The sequence below is a fragment of the Pseudoclavibacter sp. AY1H1 genome (assembly GCF_002931055.1).
Taxonomy (GTDB): domain Bacteria; phylum Actinomycetota; class Actinomycetes; order Actinomycetales; family Microbacteriaceae; genus Pseudoclavibacter.
In genome coordinates, this window is sequence record NZ_PSXX01000010.1 from 40,750 (window position 1) to 65,647 (window position 24,898).

General features: G+C 69.3%; 20 protein-coding genes. 12 read left to right on the plus strand and 8 right to left on the minus strand.

The genetic code is table 11. From position 1 onward, the window contains the following. Nucleotides 1–49: 49 nt before the first annotated feature. From C5E05_RS14640 to C5E05_RS14650, 3 genes are all read right to left on the minus strand, one after another. On the minus strand, nucleotides 50–3,691 hold the full coding sequence (locus tag C5E05_RS14640) for a glycosyl hydrolase (RefSeq protein ID WP_104342344.1): 3,642 nt from the start codon (nucleotides 3,689–3,691) through the stop codon (nucleotides 50–52). Between the two features lie 122 nt (nucleotides 3,692–3,813). After that, nucleotides 3,814–4,596, minus strand: coding sequence for an SDR family NAD(P)-dependent oxidoreductase (locus C5E05_RS14645; protein ID WP_104342345.1), 783 nt, complete (start codon nucleotides 4,594–4,596; stop codon nucleotides 3,814–3,816). Beyond that, entirely contained in the window at nucleotides 4,596–5,429 is an 834-nt protein-coding gene (locus C5E05_RS14650) for an SDR family NAD(P)-dependent oxidoreductase (protein ID WP_104342346.1), read from the minus strand. Before C5E05_RS14650 ends, C5E05_RS14645 begins: the two co-directional genes overlap by 1 nt. Nucleotides 5,430–5,509: 80 nt before the next feature. On the opposite strand from C5E05_RS14650, the gene C5E05_RS14655 reads away from it, so the two are divergent. The 6 genes from C5E05_RS14655 to C5E05_RS14685 all read left to right on the plus strand — a co-directional run bounded on the left by C5E05_RS14655 (nucleotide 5,510) and on the right by C5E05_RS14685 (nucleotide 11,615). Beyond that, on the plus strand, nucleotides 5,510–6,154 hold the full coding sequence (locus C5E05_RS14655; RefSeq protein ID WP_146080635.1) for a TetR/AcrR family transcriptional regulator: 645 nt from the start codon (nucleotides 5,510–5,512) through the stop codon (nucleotides 6,152–6,154). 145 nt (nucleotides 6,155–6,299) lie between these two features. Next, a complete protein-coding gene (locus C5E05_RS14660) occupies nucleotides 6,300–7,808 on the plus strand; it encodes a sugar ABC transporter ATP-binding protein (protein WP_104307828.1) in 1,509 nt (502 codons plus the stop codon). Beyond that, the gene (locus C5E05_RS14665; protein WP_104244625.1) at nucleotides 7,808–8,860 is read left to right on the plus strand and encodes an ABC transporter permease; all 1,053 of its coding nucleotides are present in this window, start codon (nucleotides 7,808–7,810) and stop codon (nucleotides 8,858–8,860) included. Before C5E05_RS14660 ends, C5E05_RS14665 begins: the two co-directional genes overlap by 1 nt. Beyond that, nucleotides 8,857–9,930 carry an ABC transporter permease gene (locus C5E05_RS14670; protein ID WP_104300941.1) on the plus strand — a complete coding sequence of 358 codons (1,074 nt, stop codon included), beginning with the start codon at nucleotides 8,857–8,859 and terminating at the stop codon, nucleotides 9,928–9,930. Before C5E05_RS14665 ends, C5E05_RS14670 begins: the two co-directional genes overlap by 4 nt. 98 nt (nucleotides 9,931–10,028) lie before the next feature. Continuing rightward, nucleotides 10,029–11,060 (plus strand): rhamnose ABC transporter substrate-binding protein, encoded by a 1,032-nt coding sequence (rhaS, locus tag C5E05_RS14675; RefSeq protein WP_104244629.1) that lies wholly within the window; start codon nucleotides 10,029–10,031, stop codon nucleotides 11,058–11,060. Between the two features lie 222 nt (nucleotides 11,061–11,282). Beyond that, complete coding sequence (locus C5E05_RS14685; protein ID WP_104342348.1) at nucleotides 11,283–11,615, plus strand: L-rhamnose mutarotase; 333 nt, start codon at nucleotides 11,283–11,285, stop codon at nucleotides 11,613–11,615. 454 nt (nucleotides 11,616–12,069) lie between these two features. On the opposite strand, the gene C5E05_RS14690 is transcribed toward C5E05_RS14685, so the two are convergent. Continuing rightward, a complete protein-coding gene (locus C5E05_RS14690) occupies nucleotides 12,070–12,702 on the minus strand; it encodes an NTP transferase domain-containing protein (RefSeq protein WP_104342349.1) in 633 nt (210 codons plus the stop codon). Nucleotides 12,703–13,113: 411 nt separating this feature from the next. Further along, nucleotides 13,114–14,148: an XdhC family protein gene (locus C5E05_RS14695; protein WP_104342350.1), complete on the minus strand. Its 1,035-nt coding sequence runs from the start codon at nucleotides 14,146–14,148 to the stop codon at nucleotides 13,114–13,116. Nucleotides 14,149–14,316: 168 nt separating this feature from the next. Between C5E05_RS14695 and C5E05_RS14700 the strand changes: the two genes are divergently transcribed. The 6 genes from C5E05_RS14700 to C5E05_RS14725 all read left to right on the plus strand — a co-directional run bounded on the left by C5E05_RS14700 (nucleotide 14,317) and on the right by C5E05_RS14725 (nucleotide 21,614). Continuing rightward, nucleotides 14,317–15,144 (plus strand): FAD binding domain-containing protein, encoded by an 828-nt coding sequence (locus C5E05_RS14700; protein ID WP_104342351.1) that lies wholly within the window; start codon nucleotides 14,317–14,319, stop codon nucleotides 15,142–15,144. Continuing rightward, nucleotides 15,141–17,912 carry a molybdopterin-dependent oxidoreductase gene (locus C5E05_RS14705; protein ID WP_104342352.1) on the plus strand — a complete coding sequence of 924 codons (2,772 nt, stop codon included), beginning with the start codon at nucleotides 15,141–15,143 and terminating at the stop codon, nucleotides 17,910–17,912. The genes C5E05_RS14700 and C5E05_RS14705 overlap by 4 nt, the downstream gene beginning before the upstream one ends. Before the next feature lie 94 nt (nucleotides 17,913–18,006). Then, nucleotides 18,007–19,098 (plus strand): ABC transporter substrate-binding protein, encoded by a 1,092-nt coding sequence (locus C5E05_RS14710; RefSeq protein ID WP_104342353.1) that lies wholly within the window; start codon nucleotides 18,007–18,009, stop codon nucleotides 19,096–19,098. 4 nt (nucleotides 19,099–19,102) lie between these two features. Continuing rightward, nucleotides 19,103–19,927: an ABC transporter ATP-binding protein gene (locus C5E05_RS14715; protein WP_104244643.1), complete on the plus strand. Its 825-nt coding sequence runs from the start codon at nucleotides 19,103–19,105 to the stop codon at nucleotides 19,925–19,927. Beyond that, a complete protein-coding gene (locus C5E05_RS14720) occupies nucleotides 19,924–20,739 on the plus strand; it encodes an ABC transporter permease (protein WP_258064018.1) in 816 nt (271 codons plus the stop codon). The genes C5E05_RS14715 and C5E05_RS14720 overlap by 4 nt, the downstream gene beginning before the upstream one ends. Then, the gene (locus C5E05_RS14725) at nucleotides 20,736–21,614 is read left to right on the plus strand and encodes an ABC transporter permease (protein ID WP_104342354.1); all 879 of its coding nucleotides are present in this window, start codon (nucleotides 20,736–20,738) and stop codon (nucleotides 21,612–21,614) included. The genes C5E05_RS14720 and C5E05_RS14725 overlap by 4 nt, the downstream gene beginning before the upstream one ends. 54 nt (nucleotides 21,615–21,668) lie before the next feature. On the opposite strand, the gene C5E05_RS14730 is transcribed toward C5E05_RS14725, so the two are convergent. The 3 genes from C5E05_RS14730 to C5E05_RS14740 form a co-directional block, all read right to left on the minus strand. Next, nucleotides 21,669–23,036: an amidohydrolase family protein gene (locus C5E05_RS14730; RefSeq protein ID WP_104342355.1), complete on the minus strand. Its 1,368-nt coding sequence runs from the start codon at nucleotides 23,034–23,036 to the stop codon at nucleotides 21,669–21,671. A gap of 70 nt (nucleotides 23,037–23,106) precedes the next feature. Next, nucleotides 23,107–23,622, minus strand: coding sequence for an adenine phosphoribosyltransferase (locus tag C5E05_RS14735; protein WP_104332571.1), 516 nt, complete (start codon nucleotides 23,620–23,622; stop codon nucleotides 23,107–23,109). A gap of 177 nt (nucleotides 23,623–23,799) precedes the next feature. Continuing rightward, on the minus strand, nucleotides 23,800–24,810 hold the full coding sequence (locus tag C5E05_RS14740; protein WP_104342356.1) for a LacI family DNA-binding transcriptional regulator: 1,011 nt from the start codon (nucleotides 24,808–24,810) through the stop codon (nucleotides 23,800–23,802). Nucleotides 24,811–24,898: the final 88 nt, after the last annotated feature.

The window sequence follows — 24,898 nt, forward strand, 5'->3', positions numbered from 1 at the left end:
CCCCTGCATCCACACGATCATGGAAGCAGGGGCCGCATTCTGAGCCGAACTACTCGCTCGTCACGCGTCCGCGGCGCTTCCTGATGAGGAACGCGGCTCCGGTGCCGGCGAGCACGACCCCGAGGAGCGCGAGGAGGCCCGCGAGGCTGCCGTCGACGCCCGTCGTGGCGAGGTCGCCGTCCTGGCCACCAGCATCCGAGTCGCCGTTGCTCGAACCGTTGCCACCGTTGCCACCGTTGCCCGGTGCCGAGGTCGGCGCCGTGGTCCCGGTGCCGTCAGTCGACGTCGGCTGCGGCTCGCCGGTCGGCTGCGGGGTGGCCGTCGCCGTCGGTGCCTCGAACGCGACCGTGTCGCGGTACGGCGTCAACGTGACCGGGCCCATGAGGCCGGTCCGCTGCTGCTCCGCGGTCTGGTAGTTCGAGTCGCCGGTCGCCTTGACTGCATTGAACATCGTCGTGGCAACCCGAACCTCGATGCGGTTCTCGCCCGGCTCCAGGTGGTGGCCGAGGTCGATGCGTGCTCGGTCGGCCTGGTTCACGACGACCTGCACGCCGTTCACCCAGACCTGGGCCGTATCGAGGACGTCACCGAGGCTGAGGTAGGCTCCATCCGATTCCGTCCAGGCCTCCGGAAGCGTGACCGTCGTCGAGTACGTGCCGAGCCCGGATGCGTTGCTCAGGTCGACCTCGCCGGTCACCTCTCGCCACGACGGCAGCTTCCCGTCGGCGTCGGCCGTGATGTCGATGGCTGGCTGGTCGACCTTCTCGGTCTTGGATGCGGTCATTCCCGTCGCATCGGGCGCCGGGCCCCACGTCTGGGCGGCGAGCGACCAGGTGCTCAGGCCCTGCGGAGCCGCCAGGCCGGTCACGTCGGTCGTCGTCGACGAGCCGTCGCTGAACTCCGTCCCGAACGTGCCGTCGCCGGTCGCGCGCACCGAAATGCTGCCGTCGGCTGCCGGTGCCAGCACATCAGCATCGCTGGACACCGCGTGCACGGCGGATCCGTCGTCGTCGACGAGGGCGAAGATCGCCGTGTCGTGAGCGGCGACGTCGACGGAGACCGTGACGCTGTCACCATCCTGCGTGAACTCGCCGATCGGAGTCACTTCTCCAGACCAGGGGTCGAGCTGGTAGGGGCGGCCGGTGCCCGCGAGGGTCAGCGACTGCTGGACAGCCTCACCGGACCGGTTGTACACGAAGTCGTACGTGACGCCTTCTGCCGCGCGACGGACGAAGCCGAGTGCTGAGCCCTGGTCGCTCGGGGACACGGCGGGCGCGATCGAGTCGCCGCTGAGGGCAGAGGGCAGCTCCGCCTCGGTGCCGAGCTGCGTGACACTCGGCTGCGCGAGGAGGTCCGAGACGACCGTCGCCAGCTCCTCAGCTCCCGGCTCAGCGCCCGTCAGCTCGCTCGGCGCCTGGCCGACGACATACACGCGGAGCCCCTGCTTCGCGAGGTCACGCAGTGAGCGTGCCCCGTCGAGGGAGATCGTGCGCTGCTCGTTGAGGACAACCGCCTTGTAGCCGGAACGGTCGCCGAACAGGCCGCCGTCCGCATCCGGTGCCAGTCCTTCTTCCGCGACGAACTGGGGCGCGAAGTAGTCGTAGGTGTACCCGGCCGATGAGGTCGCGGAGTCGGTGCCGAGCATGTGCTGCTCTGCCTGCTGTCCGCTCACCGACGAGCCCTTGAGGCCCAGGTCCTCGTAGTAAACGCCGAGGTCGAGCTTCGCCTGGCCTTCACGCAGCACGTACTGCGTGCGGGCGAGGGCGTCGTTGACCCCCGTCATGTCCTCCCAGTTGGCCTGGCGGGGTCCGAAGACATCGTTCACGTTGAGCGCGCCGAAGATATCCCACGGCTGGTAACCGGGCCAGGTGCCGCCATCGCGGCCCGCCGTGCCCACACCCGCAGGTGCATCCGGGTAGGCGAAGCCATGCCAGACCAGCTGATTCACACCACCCGCGTAGCTCTTGTAGACGCTGTCGAGGAGACCCTGCGAGTACTTGCCGCCGAGCACTGAGCCCTCGCCGCTGTCGGAGAACTGACCACCGATGTTCGGGCCGGCCATGCCGGAGCGGTAGCCGCCGAAGAACACGGCGCAGCACTCGACCGAGACGGTGTCCTTGCCGGCGAGGTGGGCGCCACCGCTGACGACGCGGTAGTTCTGCTCAGCGCCGAGCGGGTTCGGGCTGCCGAAGTTCAGCGACTCGCCCTCGGGGATGCCTGATGCGGAGGAAGCGTGCGACGTCGAGGTGGGCAGGCCGTACGCCTGGACTCGGAAGTCGAGGCCATGCGTCTGGGCCCAGGACTGCATGGGGGTCACGTACTCGTCGACGAACAGGTCGCTGACGGTCTCGCGGTAGTCCTCGCGGGCTTTCTCGCCGACCTCTCCGATCTCGAATGCCGCCTCGTGCGAGCCCTGGATGCCGATACCTGCGAGTGCGGGCAGTACCTCCGTGGCGTCGTAGCCGCGGCGCTCCTCGAACTGGTCGAGGAAGCTCCAGGTCCACTTCTGTGACTCGCCGAGCTCGAGGGAGTCCTCGAAGATGGCGCCGCCTCCGACCTTGTCGAGGTTCGCCTTCACGGCGTCGGTGAGGATGTTCTCGTCCCAGAAGTCGGCCTGGATGTCGACGCCGCCCCTGCCGAGGTGATCCACCACGTAGTTGGGCTGTGTCGCCGTGTAGCCTCCGCGCTGTCCGACCAGACCGGATGCGGTCTGCTGGAAGTCGATGATCACCCAGCGTGCGCCGTCGGCTGGGAACGTGTAGTCGAGCTGGCCATCGACGACCTTGTCGGTCACGTCGACGATCGATCCCGGCACGAGTGCGGCGGGCCCTTCGCTGCCGGGGGCGCATTCGGCTTCGCACTGTGCGATCACGGTGCGGAGGCGCGTGGTCTCCGCGACGTTCACGAGGGGCGCGTCGACAGCGTGATCGCCGGAGATCGGCGTCACGCTGAGCATTCCGGTTGCGCCGAGGCGGTCGCCGACGGCAGTGACGGTGACGGTTTCGGACGTTCCCTCTGCCCCGAGCGTCACGACGTCGCCGATCGCGAAGCCACCGAGACTCGCGACGGTCAGGGCCGTCTGGCCTGCGGTCGCTCCCTCGGCGAGCTTCGTCGCGACCGAGGGCGGTGCTGTCAGGGGCGAGGGGAGGGCGCCGGTGACGGCCTCGCCTGCTGCGTGAGCTGACCAGCCGAAGATGAGCTGCTGCTCTGCCTCCGGCTGGTTGAAGCTGTTCAGCGTCGGCACGGTCGGCGGGTAGTGCGGCCCGAGGTTCTGGTCGACGATGAGGCCCAGCTCGGCGGCCTTCTCGGTGATGACCTCCATCTTGTGTGCCCACGCGGGGGTGCCCCAGCCGTACTCGGCCAGGAACGCGTTGCTCTGGTTGCCTTCGCCGGCGACGATGAAGGGAGCGACCTCGACACCGCCGGCGCCGGAGGCGGCGATCTGGTCGAGCTGCTCGCGCAGCACGCTGTCCTCCGTGTAGGCCAATGGCATCCACCACCGGAACATCGGGCGAACGGCTGAGGGCGGGTCAGCGAAGGCGGCGGTGTCGATGACGGGGACCGCGGCCGTGGGAGGCGTCGGGTCGGCCGTTGCGGGAGTGGCGAGCAGTGGGCTGAGGAGGACGGACAGGCTCGCTGCCGTGGCGATGGCGACGGTGCGCCGCCTTCGACCTCGTCTTGGTTGGGTCACGGAGTGTTCCTCTCCCTGCGCTCGGCAGGATTCGAGTGGTTCGATCGGAAGGTGAAACGATTCATAACTAGGCCGGAAGAACCCCGCTCCCTCGACTGCTCGAGGAAGCGGGGGTGACGGACTCAGGCTTGGATGACGGCTCCGCCGTCGGCGTTGAAGTTCTGGCCGGTGATCCAGCGGCTGTCGTCGCTGGCGAGGAAGATCAGGACCGGGGCGATGTCCGTCGCTGGGTCGCCGAACCTGCCAAGCGGGTTCACCGACATCTGCTGCTTCACGAACTCCGAGTACTCGGGCGCGAGGCCGTGCAGGATCGTGTCAGTGAGTGCAACCGGCGCGAGCGTGTTCACGCGGATGCCACTCGCCCCGAGCTCTCGGGCAGCCACCATGGAGAGGCCTCGGATCGCCGCCTTGTCGGGAACGTAGGACGCGTAGCCCTCCATCCCGGTCTCGTACACGCCGGAGACCAGATTGATGATGGAAGCTGTCCCCTCCGTCCTGGACATGTGCGGATGGCAGAGCTGCATGAGGCGCCACACGGCGACCACGCCGACCTCGAACGCGGTGCGAAGCGACGACACGTCCTGCTCCAGGAACGGCGTGAGCTCAGCTTCGAAGTTGGCGTTGTTGACCAGCACGTCGATGCGGCCGAAGCGCTCGACGGTTCGCGCGACATAGCGCTCGAGGTGCTCCACGTCGGTCACGTCGCAGACCACGCCGAGAACCTTTGCCCCTTCGGCTTCGCAGAGCGCCACGGTCTCGCGCAGTGCGGTCTCGCTCCGTGCTGAGATCGAGAGCTTCGCTCCGGCCTTCGCCAGCTCGATCGCGTTCTGCTTGCCGAGCCCCTTGCTGACGCCCGTCATCATGACGACCCTGCCGTGCAGGCGCCCCTGGTGCTGCGCCGACATCAGATCGTCTCCCCGGCGTCGGCGAGGAGCGTGCTGCCGGTCATGATCATCGACAGATCACTGGCGGCGAACAGCACGACGCGCGCGATGTCATCCGGAGTGCCGGTGCGGCCGATCAAGCTGTGGTTCATGACGTCGAGCTCCGGCAGTTCCACGCCGGCGGCCTTCGCGGCTTCCATGCCGGCGGCGGCAGCGGCGATATTGCCCTCGGTCGGCACGTAGCTCGGGGCGACCCCGAGGACGCGGATCCCCATGGGAGCGAGATCGAGCGCGAGCGACTTCGTGAGTCCGCGTTCCGCGTGCTTCGAACTTGCGTAGGCGGCCATGCCGGGGAATCCGACCGTGAACCCCGCTGTCGAGATGACGTTGACGATCACGCCGCCGGAGGTGTTCCCGCTCATGTGCTTCGCCGCCTCGCGGGAGCCGAGGAAGGTGCCTCGGGCGTTCACCGCGAAGACCTGGTCCCACATCTCGACCGGCATGTCGAGGACGGGGGCGTTCGGGGAGATGCCCGCGTTGTTGACCCAGATATCGATTCCTCCGAGCTCAGCGGCGGCGCGGGCGGCTGCGGCGGAGATGGAGTCGGGGACGCTCACGTCTGCGGCGGCGCCCATGGCGCGGGTGCCGTGCTTGGCGGCGATCTCGTCAGCTGCGGCTGTCGCACGGGTCGCGTCGAGATCGACGATGAGCAGATCTGCACCGGCTTCGGCGAGTCGTTCGCAGATGGCCCGCCCCAGGCCCTGGGCGCCTCCGGTCACGACGGCGCGCCGTCCTCTGAGTGAGACGAGGTCCGAGATCGGGGCGTTCGAGACGTCGGGGAGCGGATGCGGCATGAGACCTCCACGTTGAGTTCAGGCGAGTATTGGCAGAGTATGTCAATACTCCGGACCCGGCAAGGAGCAACAATGTGGACATGAGTGAGACACGTCGGCCCGGGCGACCCGCGTCTGCAGATCCGCGCCAGCTCCGCGTGCAGATGCTGGAGATCATCCTCCGCGAGGGGTATGAGCACGTCACCATGGCGCAGCTCGCCGCCGAGGCGGGCATCAGCCTGCGCACCCTGCATCGGTACTTTCCGGCCAAGGGTGACATCGTCTGGTTGGGTGCCGAGGGTGGGCACGAAGCGCTCAGGCGCGAGCTCGACGCGGTCGACCAGGGGCTGGCGCCCCTCCAGGCGCTCGCCGTCGCTGTCGGTAGGGTCTTCGACCTCGAGGTCGAGGAGGAGCCGACCGCACGCCTCCGGCTCCGCGCCATCGCCGCGATGCCTCCAGGGCAGTCTTCGCGCCCGGATGCCTATCTCGGCTGGCGGCAAGAGGTCGCCGTGTTCCTGGCGCGCAGGGGCGGACTGCATCCGGACGGCCTTGTTGCGCGTGCCGCGAGTGCGGCCGTGCAGGCTGCCATGGCCGAGGCGCTCTCCTGGTGGGCGACCGAGGCGGGCGCAGATGAGGCCGCCCACACTGCCGTCGCGCGAGCTTTCCAGGGGTTGGAGGGGCTGTTGGGGTCAGCTTCCGAGGAGCGCGGCACGCCCTCCGGTAACAACTCTGCATCCTTGGCTTGACGTTTTCTGCGAGCGTCGCGTAGTGTCGCATCCAGTCGCTTGAAACGATTCACAAAGTCCGTGAAACAGCAGGCAGGCTCACGCCGCTCACCACCGAGCACCCCTCAACACCCCCGCAATACTCAACGAAGAGAACGGAGCCACCGTGACGAGTTCGCAAGTCGTACTCGAGCTGCGCGATGTGCAGAAGTCATTCGGATCCGTCGTCGCACTCCGATCCGGCACGATCGCCGTCGAGTCCGGTTCCATCCACGCACTCGTGGGTGAGAACGGCGCCGGCAAGTCCACGCTCGTCAAGATCGTCGCTGGCCTCTACCAGCGCGACGCCGGCACCTTCCAGCTCGGCGGCGAAGACGTCAACTTCACATCCACGGCCCAGTCGAAGGCCGCGGGCGTCGCGGTCATCTACCAGGAGCCGACGCTCTTCCCCGACCTCTCGGTCACCGAGAACATCTTCATGGGCCGCCAGCCCACGAACCGCTTCGGCCGCATCAACCGCTCGGCGATGCGCGACGAGGCGAAGGCGCTGTTCGCCAGACTCGGCGTGAACATCGACCCCGACCGCCCCGCCGAAGGCCTCTCCATCGCCGACCAGCAGGTCATCGAGATCGCCAAGGCCGTCTCGCTCAACGCGCGGGTGCTCATCATGGACGAGCCGACCGCCGCCCTCTCCGGCGTCGAGGTCGACCGGCTCTTCGCCATCGCCCGCAGCCTGCGCGACGAGGGCCGCGGCCTCATGTTCATCTCCCACCGCTTCGACGAGGTCTTCGCCCTCTGCGACAAGGTCACCGTCATGCGCGACGGCAGCTACATCGCGACGAACCTCATCAGCGAGACGACCGTGGATGCGCTCGTGCAGCAGATGGTCGGCCGCGAGGTCACCGAGCTGTTCCCGAAGCAGGAAGCCGTCATCGGCGAGCCAGTGCTCGTCGTCGAGGACCTCGAGAGCCCCGGCGTCTTCCACGACATCAACTTCACCGTCCGCTCCGGCGAGATCGTCGGCCTCGCCGGCCTCGTCGGCGCCGGCCGCAGCGAGGTCGCCCGCGCCGTGTTCGGGGTCGACAAGTACAAGTCGGGTCGCGTCAGCGTCGAGGGCAAGGTCGTCAAGCCGGGCTCGCCCGTCGCCGCCATGCAGGCCGGCCTCGCGCTCATCCCAGAAGACCGCCGCAAGCAGGGCCTCGTCGTCGACTCCGGAGTCGGCGAGAACATCACGAGCGTCATCCTGAACCAGCTCACGAAGCTCGGCGTCATCAGCGGCCGCAAGCAGCACGACGACGCCCGCACCTGGGCGACCAAGCTCGAAGTGAAGGCGCAGGCGCTCGACACGATCGCCGGCACCCTCTCGGGCGGCAACCAGCAGAAGGTCGTCATCGCCAAGTGGCTCGCGACGAACCCCAAGCTCCTCATCATCGATGAGCCGACACGAGGAATCGACGTCGGCACCAAGTCAGAAGTGCACCGCCTGCTCTCCGAGCTCGCGGGCACCGGAATGGGAATCCTCATGATCTCCTCGGAGCTCCCAGAGGTCCTCGGCATGGCAGACCGCGTGCTCGTCATGCACGAAGGCCGCATCGCCCAGGAAATCGACCGCAGCCAGGCGACCAGCGAAAGCGTCATGCGCGCCGCGACCGGCGCAGTGACGGTGGTGCTCTGATGACCACGACCACCACCCAGGGGCCGCACCCCACCGCCGGCGCGCCCATGCCGCCCAAGAAGGCCATCCGCTTCGGCAACTTCGGCAAGGCCCGCGAGCTCGGCATCCTCCTCGCCCTCGCGGTCGTCCTCATCGTCGCGACCATCGCCAACCCGAACTTCCTCTTCAGCCCCGACGGCTGGAGAGACCTGTTCCTCACGCCGTCCATCCTGCTGCTCGTCGCAGTCGGCCAGGCGATCGTGCTCATCACCCGCAACGTCGACCTGTCGGTCGGCTCCGTGATCGGCCTCACCGCCTTCCTCACGGGCCGCCTGTTCATCGACTACCCGGGCATCCCCATCCCCGTCGTCGTCGTCGCGGCAGTGCTGTTCGGCGCGATCCTCGGCTTCGTCAACGGCGCACTCGTCGCCTACGTGCGAGTGCCGGCCATGGTGATCACGCTGGGCACGCTCTACGCGTACCGAGGCATCAACGTCATGTGGGCCGGCTCGAGCCGCATCAACGCGAGCGACATGCCCCGCGACTTCCTCGCACTCGGCACGGGTCAGATCCTGACCATCCCGATCCTCACGATCATCGCCGTCATCGTGCTCGCCATCGCCGCCTGGGTCATGAAGAACACGCGAGCGGGCCGCGAGTTCTACGCCATCGGCTCAGACCCGGACGCCGCGAAGCTCTACGGCCTCCCCGACGTGCGCCGCGTGCTCACCGCGTTCGTGCTCTCGGGCGCACTCGCCGGCCTCGCCGGTGTCTTCTACGCCGCCCGCTACGGCACGGTCAGCTCGCAGGCCGGTGCCGGTTGGGAACTGGATGCGGTGGGCGCTGCCGTCATCGGAGGCGTCGCCATCACCGGCGGCGTCGGAACCCTGTGGGGCGCCGCCATCGGCGCGATGCTCCTCATGACCATCAACCGAGTACTCCCGCTCGTCGGTATCCCGGACTTCTGGCAGCGCGCCGTCGTCGGTGTGCTCATCCTCGCCGCGATCGTGCTCGATCGCGTCCTCGCCATCCGTCAATCCCGCAAGCTCGTCGAAGCGAGGGAGGAATCATGACCGCTCTCACGACCCCAACGTCGTCCGCTGCAACGCAGCGCACCATCGAGAACTACTCGCAGCCAGCCTGGCGTCGGATGCTGTTCACTCGCGAGATGGCGATCGTCGCCCTCCTCGTCGTGGTGTGCGTCGTCTCGATGTCCGCGGTCAAGGGCTTCTCGCAGCCCATCACCATCACGTACCTGCTCATGGACGTCGCCGCGGTACTCATCATCGCCCTGCCGATGACGCTCATCATGATCACGGGCGAGATCGACCTGTCGGTCGGCTCCATGGTCGGCCTCTCGAGCGTCACCACGGGTGCCCTCTACCAGGCTGGCGTGCCGTTCGAAATCGCCGCCCTCGCCGCCCTCATCGTCGGCGTCGTCGGCGGAGCCTTCAACGGCTTCCTCGTCACGAAGGTCGGCCTGCCGTCGCTCGCCGTCACGATCGGTACCCTCGCCCTCTTCCGCGGCATCGCGGTCGGCGTGCTCGGCACCGCCGCGGTCACCTCGTTCCCCGAGTTCTGGACGGACATCGCGAAGGCCAAGATCGTGGGCACGCCCATCCCGGCCATCATGATCCCGTTCCTCATCCTGCTCGCGATCTTCATTATCGTGCTCCACTACACGCCCTTCGGCCGAGGCGTCTACGCCATCGGCCTCTCGAAGGAAGCCGCCCACTTCTCGGGAGTGCCCGTCGGCCGCACGAAGTTCGTCCTCTTCGTGCTCGCAGGCGGCCTCGCCGCCCTCGCCGGCATCTACTTCACGCTGCGCTACGGCTCAGCGCGAGGCGACAACGCGACCGGCCTCGAACTGCAGGTCATCGCAGCCGTCGTCCTCGGTGGCGTGTCCGTCTTCGGCGGACGCGGCAAGCTCTACGGAGTCGTCGCGGCAGTCCTCCTCATCGGCGTCCTCGCCAGCGCCCTGCGCCTCGCGAACGTCACCTCCGACGTCATCAACATCATCACCGGAGTGCTCCTCGTGGCCTCCGTCGTCGGAGCAAGCCTCCTGCCCAGGATCCGCCGCAAGCGGCCCAAGGCAGAGAAACCGCTGGTCGGCACGACCAGCGGGACAGTTCCCAAGGGCTGATCGCCTCCCAAGAACTGCAGCCCCACCTCGAACCCAACACGCAACACCCCAACCGTCGCCCGGAACACCGAGCGGCTCAGTACCCGAAGGGAACCCCCATGAAGCTCGCAACGAAGCGGCTGAGCGCAGCAGGCGCACTCGCAGTAAGCGCTGCACTCGTGCTCACTGGATGCACCACCGGCGGCGACGACACCGCCGCAGGCGGCGGAGACACCGGCAACCTCACCGTCACCTTCCTCCCGAAGAACCTCGGAAACCCCTACTTCGAGGCATCCTCCGTCGGCGGACAGGCAGCCGCCACCGAGTTCGGCGGAACGTTCGCCGAGGTCGGCCCGTCGGAAGCCACCCCCGACGCGCAGGTCAGCTACATCAACACGCTCACGCAGCAGGCCGTCGGCGGCATCGTCATCTCCGCCAACGACCCCGAAGCGATCTGCGACGCCCTCAACGAGGCACGCGAAGCCGGCACGAAGGTCGTCACCTTCGACTCCGACACGAACCCCGAGTGCCGCGACCTGTTCGTGAACCAGGCAGACGCTGACGGCATCGCGAAGGCGCAGATCGACCTCATCGCCGAGCAGATCGGCGGATCTGGCGAGATCGCCATCCTCTCCGCCGCGGCCAACGCCACGAACCAGAACGCCTGGATCGAGAAGATGGAAGCGTACGTCGGCACCGAGTACCCCGACATCACCATCGTCGAGACCGTCTACGGCGACGACGATGACCAGACCTCGTTCGATAAGACCGCCGCGCTCCTCCAGACGCACCCGAACCTCAAGGGCATCGTCTCGCCCACGACGGTCGGCATCGCGGCTGCGGCACGCTACATCCAGACCTCTGACTTCAAGGGCAAGGTCGCGGTGACCGGTCTCGGCACGCCGAACCAGATGCGCGAGTTCGTCGAAGACGGCACCGTCACCTCGTTCGCGCTCTGGAACCCGGAAGACCTCGGCTACCTGTCGGCGTTCGCCGCCCAGGCGCTCATCGCCGGCGACATCACCGGCGCCGAGGGCGACACCTTCGAAGCCGGCAAGCTCGGCGAGTACACGGTCGGCGCCGACGGCGTCGTCCTCCTCGGCGACCCCTTCGTCTTCGACAAGGCCAACATCGGCGACTTCAGCTTCTAGGAGCTGAAGAGCTTTTCGAAGCAGGATGCGGGGGGCCAGTCGCCCCGCTGAGCTGAACTGCGGACGCCGCGCCGGGACCATCTCCCGGCGCGGCGTTCGCGCATCCCGGCCCAAGTCCCGGCGCGCGTCGTGGCCGCGGCCACGTCCGCGTCCGCGCGGTTCTGCCCGGCACGGTCCGGGGTCACGAAATCCGGGAACACGAACGCAGATAGGAAGAACCACATGCCAAGAATCGGATTCCAGCTGAAGGTCGCACCTCAGCACATCGACGAGTACGTGCGCCGTCACGCGGAGGTGTGGCCGGAGATGCTCGCCGAGATCGCCGCCGCCGGCCGCCGCAACTACTCCTTGTTCCTCGCTCCGGACGGCACCCTGTTCGGCAGCTACGACGTCGACGACGAGGCGGCCGCGAACGCCTACCTCGCAGCCTCGCCGGTCGCGGCGCGCTGGGAAGCGGACATGTCGCAGTTCTTCGACGGCCTCGAGGGCCGCGCCGACCAGGCGGCGTCGCCCCTCGTCGAGGTCTTCAACCTCGAAGACCAGCTCGGCGTGTAGCGGCCCGTCCCCGAGGCCTCGACGCTGCATCCATCGCCGATGGGTCACTTTCACCCCGTTTTGGCGCCCGCTATGGGGTGAAAGTGACCCAATCGGCGGGGGTCGTGCTGTGGAGGGTTCGTCGACCGGGTCCTCCGCCGGGGATGGGGTGCTTTCGTCCCGCTCCGCTGCCGCATCTCCCGCGTCCGGCGTCGATGGAGACAGCTGCGCCCCGCTCCGCGTCGCATCGGCGTCCGCATCCGCCGCATCCCCCGTGGATGGGGCATCTTCGCCCCGTTTCGCCGCCCTGTCTGCCGCCGATAGGGCAGTTTCGCCCCGTTTTGGTGCCCGCTACGGGGTGAAAGTGACCCAGTGAGCGGAGGTCGGGGCGCGGAGGGTTTGTCGACCGGGTCCTCCGCCGGGATGGGGCGCTTTCGCCCCACTCGACGCTGCTTCTATCGCCGATGGGTCAGTTTCACCCGGTTTTGGCGTCCCAGATGGGGTGAAAGTGACCCAGTGAGCGGAGGTCGGGGCGCGGAGAGCGTGCCGCGACGGGAGGGGCGACCGGCTCGTCGATGTCGCGGCCGTGCCACAGGTCGCCGCACTCCACCACGACAGCGCCCTGCTCGGCCAGGTACCGGCCCGCGCCTCGGTCACCGTCGAGCGTCGATGCGAGGGCGGCCCAGTGCGTGCGCCCGATGAGCACCGGATGCCCGGGCTCGCCGCGGTAGGTCGCCCGGGCGAGTACCCCACCCGCGCTGAGGACCCTCCGGCAGGACGCGACTGACAGGTCGGGCGTGTCGACGGGAACGAGCAGGACGGCGTCCGCGTCGGTCATGGCGGCAGCGTGCAGCGCGGCGCGGACCGAGGCGGCGAGCCCTCCAGACCACTCCGGCACGGGCACAACCGTCGCGCTCGCCGGTACGAGCGCGGCCGCCTCCGAGCGACCGGCGCCCAGGGCGACCAGCACATCAGAGCATCCGGCCTTGAGCAAGGTCCCCACGGCGCGCGCAACCCAGGGTGTGCCGTCGGGCAGGGATGCCAGGGCCTTCGGCCCGCCGAATCGCGACCCGGCGCCGGCCGCGAGGACGACTCCGCACACGTTCATTCGCGCACCGTCTTCCGCGCGGCTGGGGTGGATGCGCTTGGGTGGGTCTCGCCGCGGGTTTGGGTCGTGGGTCTGTTGGCGCGTCCGCTGCGTCGCGGACGGGCGCCGGCCGCGAGGACAACTCCGCAGACGTTCATTTGCGCACCGTCTTCCGCGCGGCTGGGGTGGATGCGCTTGGGTTGGTCTCGCCGCAGCTGCACGCCGCAGGCACGAGCCCAGGGTCCATCCGCGCCCCCGCCGCAGACCTGTGCTTTCGCCACCCGCATTCGCCAGCCCAGGCGCAGGAACCCGGACTGCGCACAACCCCCGCCAAGCCCCTGGCCCCGACCTCCGAACTCCGCAGCCCGACCTCCGAACCTCGCCCCCAGCACCAGCACCAGCACCCCCACCCCACCCCGCACCCGTCACCGCTCACGAGGCGACGCGCGCTCCCAGCGGTCGGTGCACCGGCCCCGACAGCTCGGACAGGCGGCGACCGGATGCGCCGTGCCGGTCGGCGACGATCTCGGCGAGGATCGAGAGGGCCGTCTCCTCGGGGGAGCGCCCGCCCAGGTCGAGCCCGATCGGCGAGCGCAGCCGCTCCAGCTGCTCGGCTGGCACAGCCTCTGCGGCGGGTGCCGATGCGTCGGTGAGCGGCTCGAGCCGCTCGAGCCGCTCGAGCCGCTCCTCATGGGTCCGACGGCTCCCCATGACACCGACATAGCCGGCGGCAGAGGCCAGGGCGACGCGCAGCGCGGGCACGTCGAACTTCGGGTCGTGCGTGAGGACGCACACGGCGGTGCGCGCGTCCACCTCCGCGGTCTCCAGGTAGCGGTGCGGCCAGGCGACAACCACCTCGGCGCCCGGGAACCGGGCCGTCGTCGCGAACACCTCGCGCGGGTCGACGACGGTGACCTGCATGCCCGCGGCGATCGCGATGCGGGAGAGCGCCACGGCGAACTCGACCGCGCCCACGATGATCAGCCGGGGCGGCGAGCCGAGGGCGATCGTCACGGCTCCCGACGAGGGCGGCGATGTCTGGTCGATCACGCCGCGGCCCACGTCGGCTCCGGCGACCGTCAGCGTGTAGCTCGCGGGCATCGCGCGCGCCTCACGCTCCGCCAGCAGCAGCACGTCAGCGGCCGCCGCGCTGCCCGGCAGGACTGGGCGGACCAGGACCTCGATGACCCCTCCGCAGCTCAACCCGACCGAGAACGCCGCTGCCGCGCTGTACCCGAAGGTCTCGACGCTCGCGCTGCCGCTCTGGATCGCGTGCAGGCACTGCTCGAAGACGGCCCCCTCCACGCATCCGCCGGACACGTTGCCGAACACCTCGCCGTCGGCCGACACGATCATGCTCGCGCCCACCTCTCGGGGCGCGCTGCCGCTGACGGCGACGAGCGTCGCCATCGCGAACGGTCGACCTCGGCGCGCCCACTCGGCGCCCATCGGCAGGATTCCACGCATGACGAAACGCTAAGCCGGGCCCATTGCGTGGCTGTTGCGGGCACGTGAAGGTCGTCACGACCCCCGACCCACGATCGAAACACCGCCGAAACGGCGTTCTGGTTCACTCCCGAGAATCCACTCGCGCCAGCAAGCGACCGACGGCGCGGAGCCACGACCGGGAGGGCCATGGACATCACGACGGTGCGCTCGTACCGCGTCGCACGAACCCGCGAGGAGCTGCTTCTCGCCCCTGGGGAGGCCATCCTGGCTGGCGGCACGTGGCTCATGAGCGAGCCGCAGCCGACGACGACGGGCTTCGTCGACGTGACCGCCATGGGGTGGCCCGATATCGAGGCCGACGACGGTGGGCTCCGGATCTCGGCCACATGCACCATCGCGACGCTGGTCGCGTGGGCCAAGGAGGCACGGGATGCTGGCACGCTCCCGTCGCAGCAGGACTGGCCGGCGCTCTCGCTCGTGCCGGCCGCGGCGGATGCTCTCCTCGCGTCGTTCAAGATCTGGAACACGGCGACGGTCGGCGGCAACATCTGCCGGGCGTTCGCAGCTGCCGGCATGGTCTCGCTGTGCGTCGCGCTCGATGGGGAGGCGGAGATCTGGCGAGGAGCCGAGGTGGTGCGCCTGCCGGTCGCTGACCTCGTGACCGGGGACGGGACGACCATCCTCCAACCGGGCGACGTGCTCCGCAGCATCCACCTGCCCGCAGCCGCGCTGCGCTCGCGGGCGCTGCTCCTCAAGATCGCGCTCGCAGAGCATGGGCGCTCTGGCGCCGTCGTCACGGGGCGCGTCGATCCCTCAGGGCGCAGCGTCTTCACGGTCACCGCAGCCACGCAGACCCCGACCGTGCTCGTGTTCCCGCACCTCCCGACCGCAGGCGACCTCGCCGCGCGCGTCGCTGACGCGGACGGCTACTACAGCGACCCGCTCGGCTCAGCAGATTGGCGCCGCGGTGTGAGCATCGTGTTGGCGGAGCGTATCCGGAAGGGACTCGCGTGAAGTTCGAAGTAGACGGCACAGACCGCTCGGCCGAGCCGCGGGCGGGCCAATGCCTGCGGACCCTGTTGCGCGAGACGGGTTCCACGACGGTGAAGAAGGGATGCGATGCCGGCGACTGCGGAGCCTGCTCGGTCCTGCTCGACGGCGCTCCCGTGCACTCCTGCATCGTGCCGGCGGTGCGGGCGGAGGGGCGCAGCGTCACGACGGCGGCCGGCCTCGCACCCGGCGATCAGCTGCATCCCGTGCAGGAGGCGCTCGCTGAGGGGTTCGGCTTCCAGTGCGGCTTCTGCACGCCGGGGATGAGCGTGACCGCGTCGACCCTCGGTGAAGCCGACCTGGGCGAGTTCGACAAGCGGATGCGGGGAAACCTGTGCCGCTGCACGGGCTACCGCCCCATCCGGGAGGCGATCTGCGGTTCCGTGCGAGCGGGCGCCTGCGCGCAGACGTGCGTCACGCCCAAGGCCGCCGACCCGGAAGCGCGGGCCCCAGCGCAGACCGTCGGCAACTCCGTCGTCCCTGAGGCCGCGCGCCGGATCGTGCAGGGCCTCGAGCCGTTCACGTTCGACCTGCCACTCGGGCATCCGGCGCTCGATGCCCTGACCTTGCGGGTCGTGACGAGCCCGCACGCGCACGCGCGCATCCTGAGCATCGACACCACCGAGGCCCTCACCGTGCCCGGGGTCGTGCAGATCTTCACGCACGAGGACGTGCCACAGCTCCGGTACTCCTCGGCCCGCCATGAGCACCGCACCGACGACCCGGACGACACGCTCTTGCTCGACCACGTGGTGCGCCACGTCGGGCAGCGCGTGGCGGCCGTCGTCGCGGAGACCGGTGAGGCGGCCGACGCCGCGCGCCGACTCGTCCGCGTCGAGTACGAGCTGCTGCCGGCGGTCTTCGACCCGGAAGAGGCCCGCAGGCCAGGCGCGCCGCTGCTCCACCCGGACCGCACCGCACAGGAGCGGGTCGACGAGGCCGCCCGCAACGTCATCACGAGCGTCCACGCCGGATCGGATGTCACCGAAGCGCTTGCCTCGAGCGCCGCCACCGTCTCCGGCACGTGGCAGACGGCCCGCGTCACGCACGCGCAACTCGAGACCCACGGCTCGATCGGCTGGCTCGACGACGACGGACGCCTCGTGATCCGCTCCTCCACGCAGGTTCCGTTCCTCGCCCGCGACGAGATCGCGCGCCTGTTCGACCTGGACCGTGACCGCGTGCGGGTGCTCGCGGCACGGCTCGGCGGCGGGTTCGGCGGCAAGCAGGAGATCTTCACGGAGGATCTCGTCGCGCTCGCGGTGCTCAGGACCGGCCGACCCGTCGCGTACGAGTTCTCGCGCACCGATGAGTTCCAGCGCGCCGCCGTCAGGCACCCGATGCGGGTGTCGGTGACACTTGGCGCGGACGCGGACGGGGCGCTCACGGCCATGCAGCTCGACGTGCTCAGCGACACCGGCGCCTACGGCAACCACTCGCGTGGCGTCCTCTTCCACTCCCTCGCCGAGTCGACGACGATCTACCGCGTCCCGCTGCGGCGACTGGATGCGGAGGTCGTGTACACGAACACGGTGCCGTCCGGCGCGTTCCGCGGCTACGGCCTCGGCCAGGTGATCCTCGGCGTCGAATCGGCGATGGACATGCTCGCCGAGAAGCTCGGTCTCGACCCGTTCGAGCTGCGCCGACGCAACGCCATCAGGGAAGGCGACGATCCGGGGCACGACGACCTCGTGTGGGGAAGCTACGGCTTCGACCAGTGCCTCGACCTGGCGCAGGACGCGCTCCGCCGAGGAAACGGCCAGGCGGCTCCGCCCGGCTGGCTCGTCGGCGAGGGGGTCGCGGCGGCGATGATCGCCACCATGGCGCCGTTCGGGCACATCGCGCACACGACGGCCACGCTCCGGGCCGACGGCACGTACCTGCTGCGCACGGGGACGGCCGAGTTCGGCAACGGCACGACAACCGTGCTCAAGCAGATCGCGGCGACAGACCTGAACACGAGCTTCGAGCGGCTGGAGCTGTGGAACTCGGACACGGATGCGGTCGAGCACGACACGGGCGCCTTCGCATCCGCGGGCATCACGGTCGCGGGCAAGGCGCTGCACGCCGCCTGCCTGACCCTGGCGATGCGGATGCGGGAGCGGGCCGCCGAGCTCACCGGCTCGGCCCCCGACGGCGGCGAGCTCACCGCGGACGGGGTGCTGACGCCCGCGGGGTTCGTCACCTTCGCGCAGCTGGCAGCCGAGGAGAACGGCGGGGAGATCACGGCAGACGGCAGCGAGCTCGGCGCGCAACGCTCGCTCGCCTTCAACGTGCACGCCGTCAGGCTGGCCGTCGACCCGGAGACGGGAACGGTGCGCATCCTGCAGTCGGTGCACGCCGCCGACGCCGGCTACGTCATGAACCCAGCCCAGTGCCGCGGGCAGATCGAGGGAGGCGTCGCGCAGGGCCTCGGCAGCGCGCTGTACGAGGAGGTGACGCTCGACGACGAGGGGCGCGTCGCCAACCCCGTCTTCCGCCTCTACCGGGTGCCGCAGTTCGCCGACGTGCCCGTCACCGAGGTGTACTTCGCCGACACGAGCGACGACCTCGGGCCGTTCGGCGCGAAATCGATGAGCGAGTCGCCGTACAACCCCGTCGCTCCCGCGATCGGGAACGCCATCGCGCGCGCCATCGGCAGCCGCCCGTTCGAGCAGCCCTTCAGCCGCGACCGGGTCTGGCGGATTGCGAATCACGCCCGTAACACCCACGACCCCGTCCCCGAAATATGAACTGCCTAGTGTCGCGGCTAGGGAGTGTCAGGACGAGCTGAGCAGGCGAGACACCGGCAGACACGACCCAGCCCACTGCAGTCAAGGAGATCCGATGCACACACTCACCAGACCACGCCGACGCGTCACCGCGGCCCTCGCTCTCGCAGCCACCGCCGCGCTTGCCCTCACCGCGTGCTCACCCACCGCATCCGAGACGTCCCCAGGGAGCGCATCCGTCGACCACGGTGAGATCAGCGTGCAGTACTCGTGGATCAAGAACGAGGAGTTCGCGGGCGAGTACTACGCCTACGACAACGGCTACTACGACGAGGCGGGGTTCTCCGCGGTGCAGGGCATCGCCGGCCCCGACACGGGCGTCGCGAAGTTGCTCTCCGGGTCGGTGCAGTTCGCCCTCAGCGACGCCGCCTCAGTCGGCGCCGCGGTCGCCGAGCAGGACGCGCCCCTGAAGATCGTCGCGACCACCTTCCAGAAGAACCCGTTCACGGTGCTCTCGCTGACGGACAAGGGGAACATCGCGACGCCGCAGGACCTGATCGGCAAGAAGATCGGAGTGCAGGACTCGAACGCGTCCGTGTTCAAGGCGCTCCTCGCCGCGAACGACATCGACGAGGACCAGGTGACCGTCGTCCCTGTCGACTTCGACCCGACGCCCCTCATGAACGGGGAGGTCGACGGCTTCATGGCCTACCTGACGAACGAGGCCATCACGGTCGAGATGGAGGGCTACGAGGTCACGAACCTCGCCTACGCCGACAACGGCCTGCCGTACGTCGCCGAGGCGGTCACGGTGACCCAGCAGTACCTGGATGAGAACCCCGACCTCGTGAAGGCGTTCCTCATCGCCGAGATCAAGGGCTGGACCGACACGTTCACGCAGCCGACGGATGACACCGTCACGAAGGTGACCGAGCACTACAACGCCTCGGCCGCAGCTGGCGACCTCACCTTCGGGGAGCTCGACCCAGCCAAGGTGAAGGCGGGCCTCGAAGCCCAGGCGGCGCTGATCTCGACCCCGGAGACGGAGGCGAACGGCCTGTTCACGATCTCCGACGAGCTCAAGGCCCAGTCCATCGCCTCCCTCGCGGCCGCAGGGTGGGAGCTCGAGGTCGACGACCTCTTCGACACGACGATTCTCGACGAGATCTACACCGAGAACCCCGAGCTGAAGAACTACCAGCCCTAAGCTCATGACCCTCACCGATACAACGACGGATTCCGGTGCCGCAACCGGCACCGGAATCCAGATCTCCGGAGTGTCCAAGTCCTTCGACCTGCGCGGCGGCAAGTCGCTGCTGGCGCTGCAGGACACGGACCTGCACACCGACAAGGGCTCGTTCCTGGCGCTGCTCGGCCCTTCCGGATGCGGCAAGTCCACGATCCTCCGCATCCTCGCCGCGCTCGACCACCCGACGACCGGCAGCGCGCTCGTCGACGGGCAGACGCCCGACCAGCTGCGCGCGAACAGCGAGCTCGGGATCGCCTTCCAGGACCACGCGCTGCTTCCCTGGCGGAGCATCCGCAAGAACATCGAGCTGCCGTTCGAGGTCGCGGGGCGACCGGTCGACAAGGCGTACGTGGACGAGCTGATCGCCCTCGTGGGGCTCAGCGACTTCGCGAACGCGAAGCCGGCGCAGCTCTCCGGCGGCATGCGGCAGCGGGCGTCGATCGCGCGGGCCCTCGTGCTCAAGCCGTCGGTGCTGCTGCTCGACGAGCCCTTCGGAGCGCTCGACGACATGACTCGGCAGAACCTCAACCTGGAGCTGCTGCGCATCTGGACGGAGAAGCCCGCGACGACGCTGCTCGTCACGCACGGCATCAGCGAGGCGATCTTCCTCGCAGACCGGGTCGCCGTCATGTCGGCCCGCCCCGGGCGCGTGCAGGAGATCATCGAGGTCGACCTGCCGCGGCCGCGCACCCCGGAGATGATGCGCACTCCCGAGTTCCACGCGCTGGTCGACCGTGCCTCCGAGCTGCTGTTCGGCGTGCACGGGCACGCAGAAGCCGAGGCGTGACGGTGGCGAGGGAGCGCATCCCAGGCTGGCTCGCCGCGCTCATCGGCGGGGCCGCCCTCGTCGCGATCTGGTGGCTGGCATCGGCAACGGCGTTCCGGCCGCAGGAGGGCACGAGCTTCACGCCGGTGCCCTCACCGCTCGCCGTCATCGACTGGCTCTTCGTGCAGGGCAACATCGCGGGCACCTGGGGCGTCTTCGCTCCGACGGTCACCGCGGCGGCGATCGGCTACGTGTGGGGCAACGGCATCGCGCTGCTCCTGGCGACCGTCGTGCTCGTGTTCCCCCGCCTGGAGACCGTGATCACGCAGATCGCCGTCGTCACCTACTGCCTGCCGATCGTCGCCGTCGGCGGCATCTCCATCGTGGTGCTCGGCGGCGCGAAGAGCCCGGGCGACCCCTCGGAGACGGCCGTCTTCCTCGCCGCCCTCGTGTGCGTGTTCACGACCGTCGTCGGCGCCATCCTCGGGTTCAAGTCCGCGGACAAGGCCTCGCTCGACGTCGTCCGCGTCTTCGGCGGCGGCTCGTGGATGCAGATGCGCAAGGTCCGTCTCGTGGCCGCGCTGCCCGCCATCCTCAACGCGCTCCAGATCGCCGTCCCCTCGGCGTTCCTCGGCGCCGTGCTCGGCGAGTACCTCGGCTCCATCACGGCGGGAGTCGGGCCCACCCTCATCCGCCTGCAGGGGCAGCTCGACTCCGCCGGCGTCTGGTCGGTGTTCCTGCTGTGCGCCGTGTTCGCGCTCGCCGCGTACGGGCTCTTCGGGCTGGTCATCCGCTTCATCACGCCGTGGGTCTCAGGGAAGGCAGTGCGATGACCGTGATCGTGCAGGACAAGCAGACAGCGACGACGGCCGATCACGCCGCCGAGACGCGGATCGCGCGCGAGCGGCGCAGCGCGCTCCGGAAGACGGTGCTCCGCTCCCTGGGCTCCGCCGGCATCACGCTGCTCGTGCTCCTCCTGCTCTGGCAGGCGGTGGTGAGCCTCACCGGCATCTCCTCGTTCATCGCGAAGGGGCCGCTCGACGTGTGGCAGTTCCTGTTCGTGGGCGAGGACGCCGCCGAGCACCGCGCGCAGATGTTCCCCCTCGTAGGGCAGACGCTCATGGACTCGGCGCTCGGCTTCGTCGCAGGCATGGCCGTCGCCATCGTCCTGGCGATCGCCTTCAGCCTCTCCAGAGCCATCGAGGCCGGCGTCATGCCGCTTGTACTCCTGCTGCGCACCATCCCGCTCGTCTCCATCGCACCCGTCATCATCCTCATGACCGGTCGAGGAACCACGGCCTCCGTGGCGGTGATCGGGACGATCGTCGTGCTCTTCCCAGCGCTCGCCAACGTGCTGTTCGGCCTCAGCCGTGCCAGCCAGGAGAGCCTCGACGTCGTGCACGTCTTCGGCGGCGGCCGGCTCGCCGGCCTCACGAAGGTCAACCTGCCCGGGGCGCTCCCGTCGATCTTCGCCGCCGCCCGGGTCTCCGTGCCGGGAGCCGTGACCGGTGCGCTGCTCGCCGAATGGCTCTCGACCGGGACGGGCATCGGCGGGGCGATCCTGAAGTTCAACGCGCAGGCGCAGTTCGCCGAGCTGTGGACCTCGATCGCGCTCATCACCATCATCACGCTGGTGTCGTACAACCTCGTGCAGATCGTCGAGAACATCGTCCTCGACCGCATGGGGATGGGCGTCTCCCAGCGCTGAGCAGTCTGCGCTCGAACCTCGCGGCCGGGAGCATCCTCCCGGCCGCGACGTCGTTCAGTGCGGGTGGCCGCGCAGCGGGATGATCGCCGCCGGCAGCTCGTGGAGCCTCGCCGATGCCTCCTCGGCGAGGGGGTTCGTGGATGTCCCGTCGCGGTTCACGAGCTGACCGCCCACGTAGACGGCCTTGAGGTTCCGCGGGCTCATCGCGAGCACGTACGACCGCACGGGGTGCCAGAGCGGCCCGACGTCGGGGGAGCGCGGGTCGACGATGACGAAGTCGGCGAACTTGCCGACCTCCAGCGAGCCGACCCGGTCGGCGACTCCCATGATCTCGGCCCCGCCGAGCGTGTGGAGGCGCAGCATCAGCTCGGGCATCATCGACAGGGGATCCTTCGTGCGCGAGCGCTGCATGTAGATGCCCATGCGCATGTTCTGCCACGGGTCGCTCACGTCGGTGCAGGCCTGGTCGTCGAGGCCGACGCCGACCTTCATGCCGAGCTCGAGCATCTCCGGCACGAGCGCGACGCCGGAGGCGAGTCGCCCGTTCGAGGCCGGCTGCCAGGACATGCTCGCCCCGCGAGCGGCGGCCTCGGCGATGATCTCCGGAGTGGTCTGGATGAAGTGCCCGAACATGAGGCCAAGCTCGAGGGCCCCAGCATCCCGGTACAGGGCGAACTTCGACTGCTGGTGCTCGACGGCCTCTGGCGACTCGAGGAAGTGCGCCTGGTTCGTGATGCCGAAGCGACGCATGGCCTCGGCTTCCAGGTCGGCGGCATCGGCCCGAGGCGACCACTGCACCTGGCCCATGATGGACGAGCCGAGGGCGTACGCCGGGTCCATGGCCCTCGTGTGGGCGACCTCCGCCTGGAGCCGGTCGAAGATCTCGTCGTCGCTGCCGACGGTCGCATCCATCCCCGAGGCGTCGACGAAGCGGATGCCGGAATCGAGCGTGCCGTCCGCCTGGCGGTAGTGGTACTCGAGGGGGCGCATGCCCGCGGTTCCCGTTCGCTTCCCGTCGACCATCGACTCCCACGCCTGCAGCGGGTCGGTGAAGTTGTATGCGGTCGTGACGCCGTTGGAAAGGAAGTCGAGCGAGCCGTGCAGGGTCGACCAGTACAGCTGCTCCGGCGTCATGTGGGCGGTCGTGCCGAGCATGGAGTCGCACCAGCCGTACAGGGTGTCGGCGACGCCGAGGCCCCTGAGGCCGCTCGTGAAGAGATGCGAGTGGCTCGACACGAAGCCGGGGGCGACGAATCTGCCGGCCACGTCGATCGTCTCGTCGGCGGTGACGGACGGCGTCCCGCTCCCGATCGCGGCGATGCGGCCGTCTTCGACGAGCATCCATCCGTCTTCGATGTAACCGGCATCCGTGGAGCCCGTTGGGATCGTGATGAGGCGCGCGTGGGTGACAAGAAGGGACATGCTCGCAACGCTAGCCAGCCCATGTTTCGGGCCTGTCACGACTCGGAGGCGCCCCGGGGCGAGTTGCGTTTCAGACCTCGAAGAGGCTGTGCACGGGGCCGGCGACCTGCTGCCCGTCGAGGTCGACGAGCTCCATGAGTACGGCCGTGCCCATCAGCGTGTAGCCGAGCTGCTCGAGGAGCTCCTGGCCCGCACGGAGGGTGCCGCCCGTTGCGAGGATGTCGTCGACGAGCAGGACGCGGGTGCCGGCCGGCAGGTCCTGTGCCGCCTCCAGGCTGTCCGACCCGTATTCGAGGTCGTACGTGATCGACGCCGCTGGGCGGGGCAGCTTCCCGGCCTTGCGGATGGGGATGAGGCCGACGCCCGCGGCGTTGGCGATGGCGCCTGCGAGCAGGAACCCTCGCGCCTCGACGCCCGCGACGACATCGAAGGTGCCGGCGAAGGGCTCGATCACGGCGTCGACGGCGGTGCGCAGGGCGGCGCCGTCGGCGAAGAGCGGGGTGATGTCACGGAACTGGATGCCCGCTTCGGGGAAATCCGGGATGGTCGCGATGAGCGACTCGGCGCGCGCGAGCTCTGGGGTCACGGCTCCAGGATACGTGCGATCCGCATCAGTCCGCGGCGATGACCGCGCGCAGGACCGACCGGTGGTCGTCGCCGCGCTCGGCCGCCCGGAGCTGAGTTGTGGTCGTTCAGCAGCGTTCTTGACGACCACAACTCAGCCCTGGGCGGGGGCGGGCGCGGGGACGGGGACGGGGCGGGGTCAGGCGCGGGGTGCCGTCGAGGCGCGGGCGACGAGCTCGGGGGTGAAGCGGATGTGCTCGGGGGTCGACTTCGGGTCCCGGGCCGCGGCGACGAGCAGGTCCATGGCCTTCGAGCCGATGAGGTGCGCCGGCTGGTGGATGGAGCTGAGCGAGGTCGAGGCGAAAGCCGCGAAGTCGATGTCGTCGTAGCCGATGAGCGCGATGCTCTCGGGCACCGTCGCGTGGCTGGTGCCCTGGAGGCTCTGCAGGAGCCCGAGCGCGAGCATGTCGTTGGCCGCGAAGACCGCGTCGGGGAGATCGGCGCCGTCGCGCTCGGCGAGGAGCAGCCCCGCCCGCCTGCCCTCGGACATGGAGAGCGCATCCGTCGTCAGTACCTCGAGCGTCGCGCCCGGGACCTCGCGCACCGCGTCGCGGGCGCCCTCGAAGCGGTCGGTGACCTGCTGGATCTCCATCGGCCCGCCGAGGAACGCGACGCGGCGGTGCCCTGTCTCGAGGAGATGCTCGACGGCGATGCGGCCGCCGGTGCGGTCGTCCACGGCGACGGACGGGTAGCGTTCGTCGGCGCTCTCGCGGTCGACGAGCACGACGGGGGTTCCGCGCTTGTGGAGCCGCTCGAGCTGGGGCATGTTGGCGGCCATGGGGGTGACGAGCACGCCGAAGACCCGCTGCTCCTCGAAGAGGCCGAGGTGGGTGCGCTCGCGTTCCTCCTGCTCGTCGCTGTTGGCGACGAGGACGGAGAAGCCGAGCTCGGCGGCGCGCTCTTCGGCGCCTCGCGCGACCTCGGTGAAGAACGGGTTGCGGAGGTCGAGGACGATGAGGCCGACGGTGCGGCTCTCGCCTGCGCGCAGCTGCCTGGCGGCGTCGTTGCGCACGAAGCCGAGCTCCTCGATGGCCGACTGCACCTTGTCGACGGTGGCCTTCGAGACCTTCTCTGGGTGGTTCAGCACGTTCGAGACCGTGCCAACGGAGACGCCTGCGAGTGTCGCGACGTCGCGCACGCTGACTGCCATGGGCCTCCTTCGGTGTACAGCGATGCTAGGGCACGCGGGGTCTGCGGGGCGGGTGCCTCGCTCGTGGGCGGCAACTCCGAAGGCCACG

Excerpts from the sequence above, each read along its gene's own strand:
- C5E05_RS14650 (WP_104342346.1), bottom strand. The coding sequence starts at position 5,429 with ATGCCGCATCCGCTCCCCGACGTCTCGAACGCCCCGATCTCGGACCTC.
- C5E05_RS14730 (WP_104342355.1), bottom strand. The coding sequence starts at position 23,036 with ATGTCCCTTCTTGTCACCCACGCGCGCCTCATCACGATCCCAACGGGC.
- C5E05_RS14740 (WP_104342356.1), bottom strand. The coding sequence starts at position 24,810 with ATGGCAGTCAGCGTGCGCGACGTCGCGACACTCGCAGGCGTCTCCGTT.
- C5E05_RS14645 (WP_104342345.1), bottom strand. The coding sequence starts at position 4,596 with ATGTCGGCGCAGCACCAGGGGCGCCTGCACGGCAGGGTCGTCATGATG.
- C5E05_RS14655 (WP_146080635.1), top strand. The coding sequence starts at position 5,510 with ATGAGTGAGACACGTCGGCCCGGGCGACCCGCGTCTGCAGATCCGCGC.
- C5E05_RS14665 (WP_104244625.1), top strand. The coding sequence starts at position 7,808 with ATGACCACGACCACCACCCAGGGGCCGCACCCCACCGCCGGCGCGCCC.
- C5E05_RS14685 (WP_104342348.1), top strand. The coding sequence starts at position 11,283 with ATGCCAAGAATCGGATTCCAGCTGAAGGTCGCACCTCAGCACATCGAC.
- C5E05_RS14690 (WP_104342349.1), bottom strand. The coding sequence starts at position 12,702 with ATGAACGTGTGCGGAGTCGTCCTCGCGGCCGGCGCCGGGTCGCGATTC.
- C5E05_RS14695 (WP_104342350.1), bottom strand. The coding sequence starts at position 14,148 with ATGCGTGGAATCCTGCCGATGGGCGCCGAGTGGGCGCGCCGAGGTCGA.
- rhaS (WP_104244629.1), top strand. The coding sequence starts at position 10,029 with ATGAAGCTCGCAACGAAGCGGCTGAGCGCAGCAGGCGCACTCGCAGTA.
- C5E05_RS14715 (WP_104244643.1), top strand. The coding sequence starts at position 19,103 with ATGACCCTCACCGATACAACGACGGATTCCGGTGCCGCAACCGGCACC.
- C5E05_RS14710 (WP_104342353.1), top strand. The coding sequence starts at position 18,007 with ATGCACACACTCACCAGACCACGCCGACGCGTCACCGCGGCCCTCGCT.
- C5E05_RS14725 (WP_104342354.1), top strand. The coding sequence starts at position 20,736 with ATGACCGTGATCGTGCAGGACAAGCAGACAGCGACGACGGCCGATCAC.
- C5E05_RS14670 (WP_104300941.1), top strand. The coding sequence starts at position 8,857 with ATGACCGCTCTCACGACCCCAACGTCGTCCGCTGCAACGCAGCGCACC.
- C5E05_RS14700 (WP_104342351.1), top strand. The coding sequence starts at position 14,317 with ATGGACATCACGACGGTGCGCTCGTACCGCGTCGCACGAACCCGCGAG.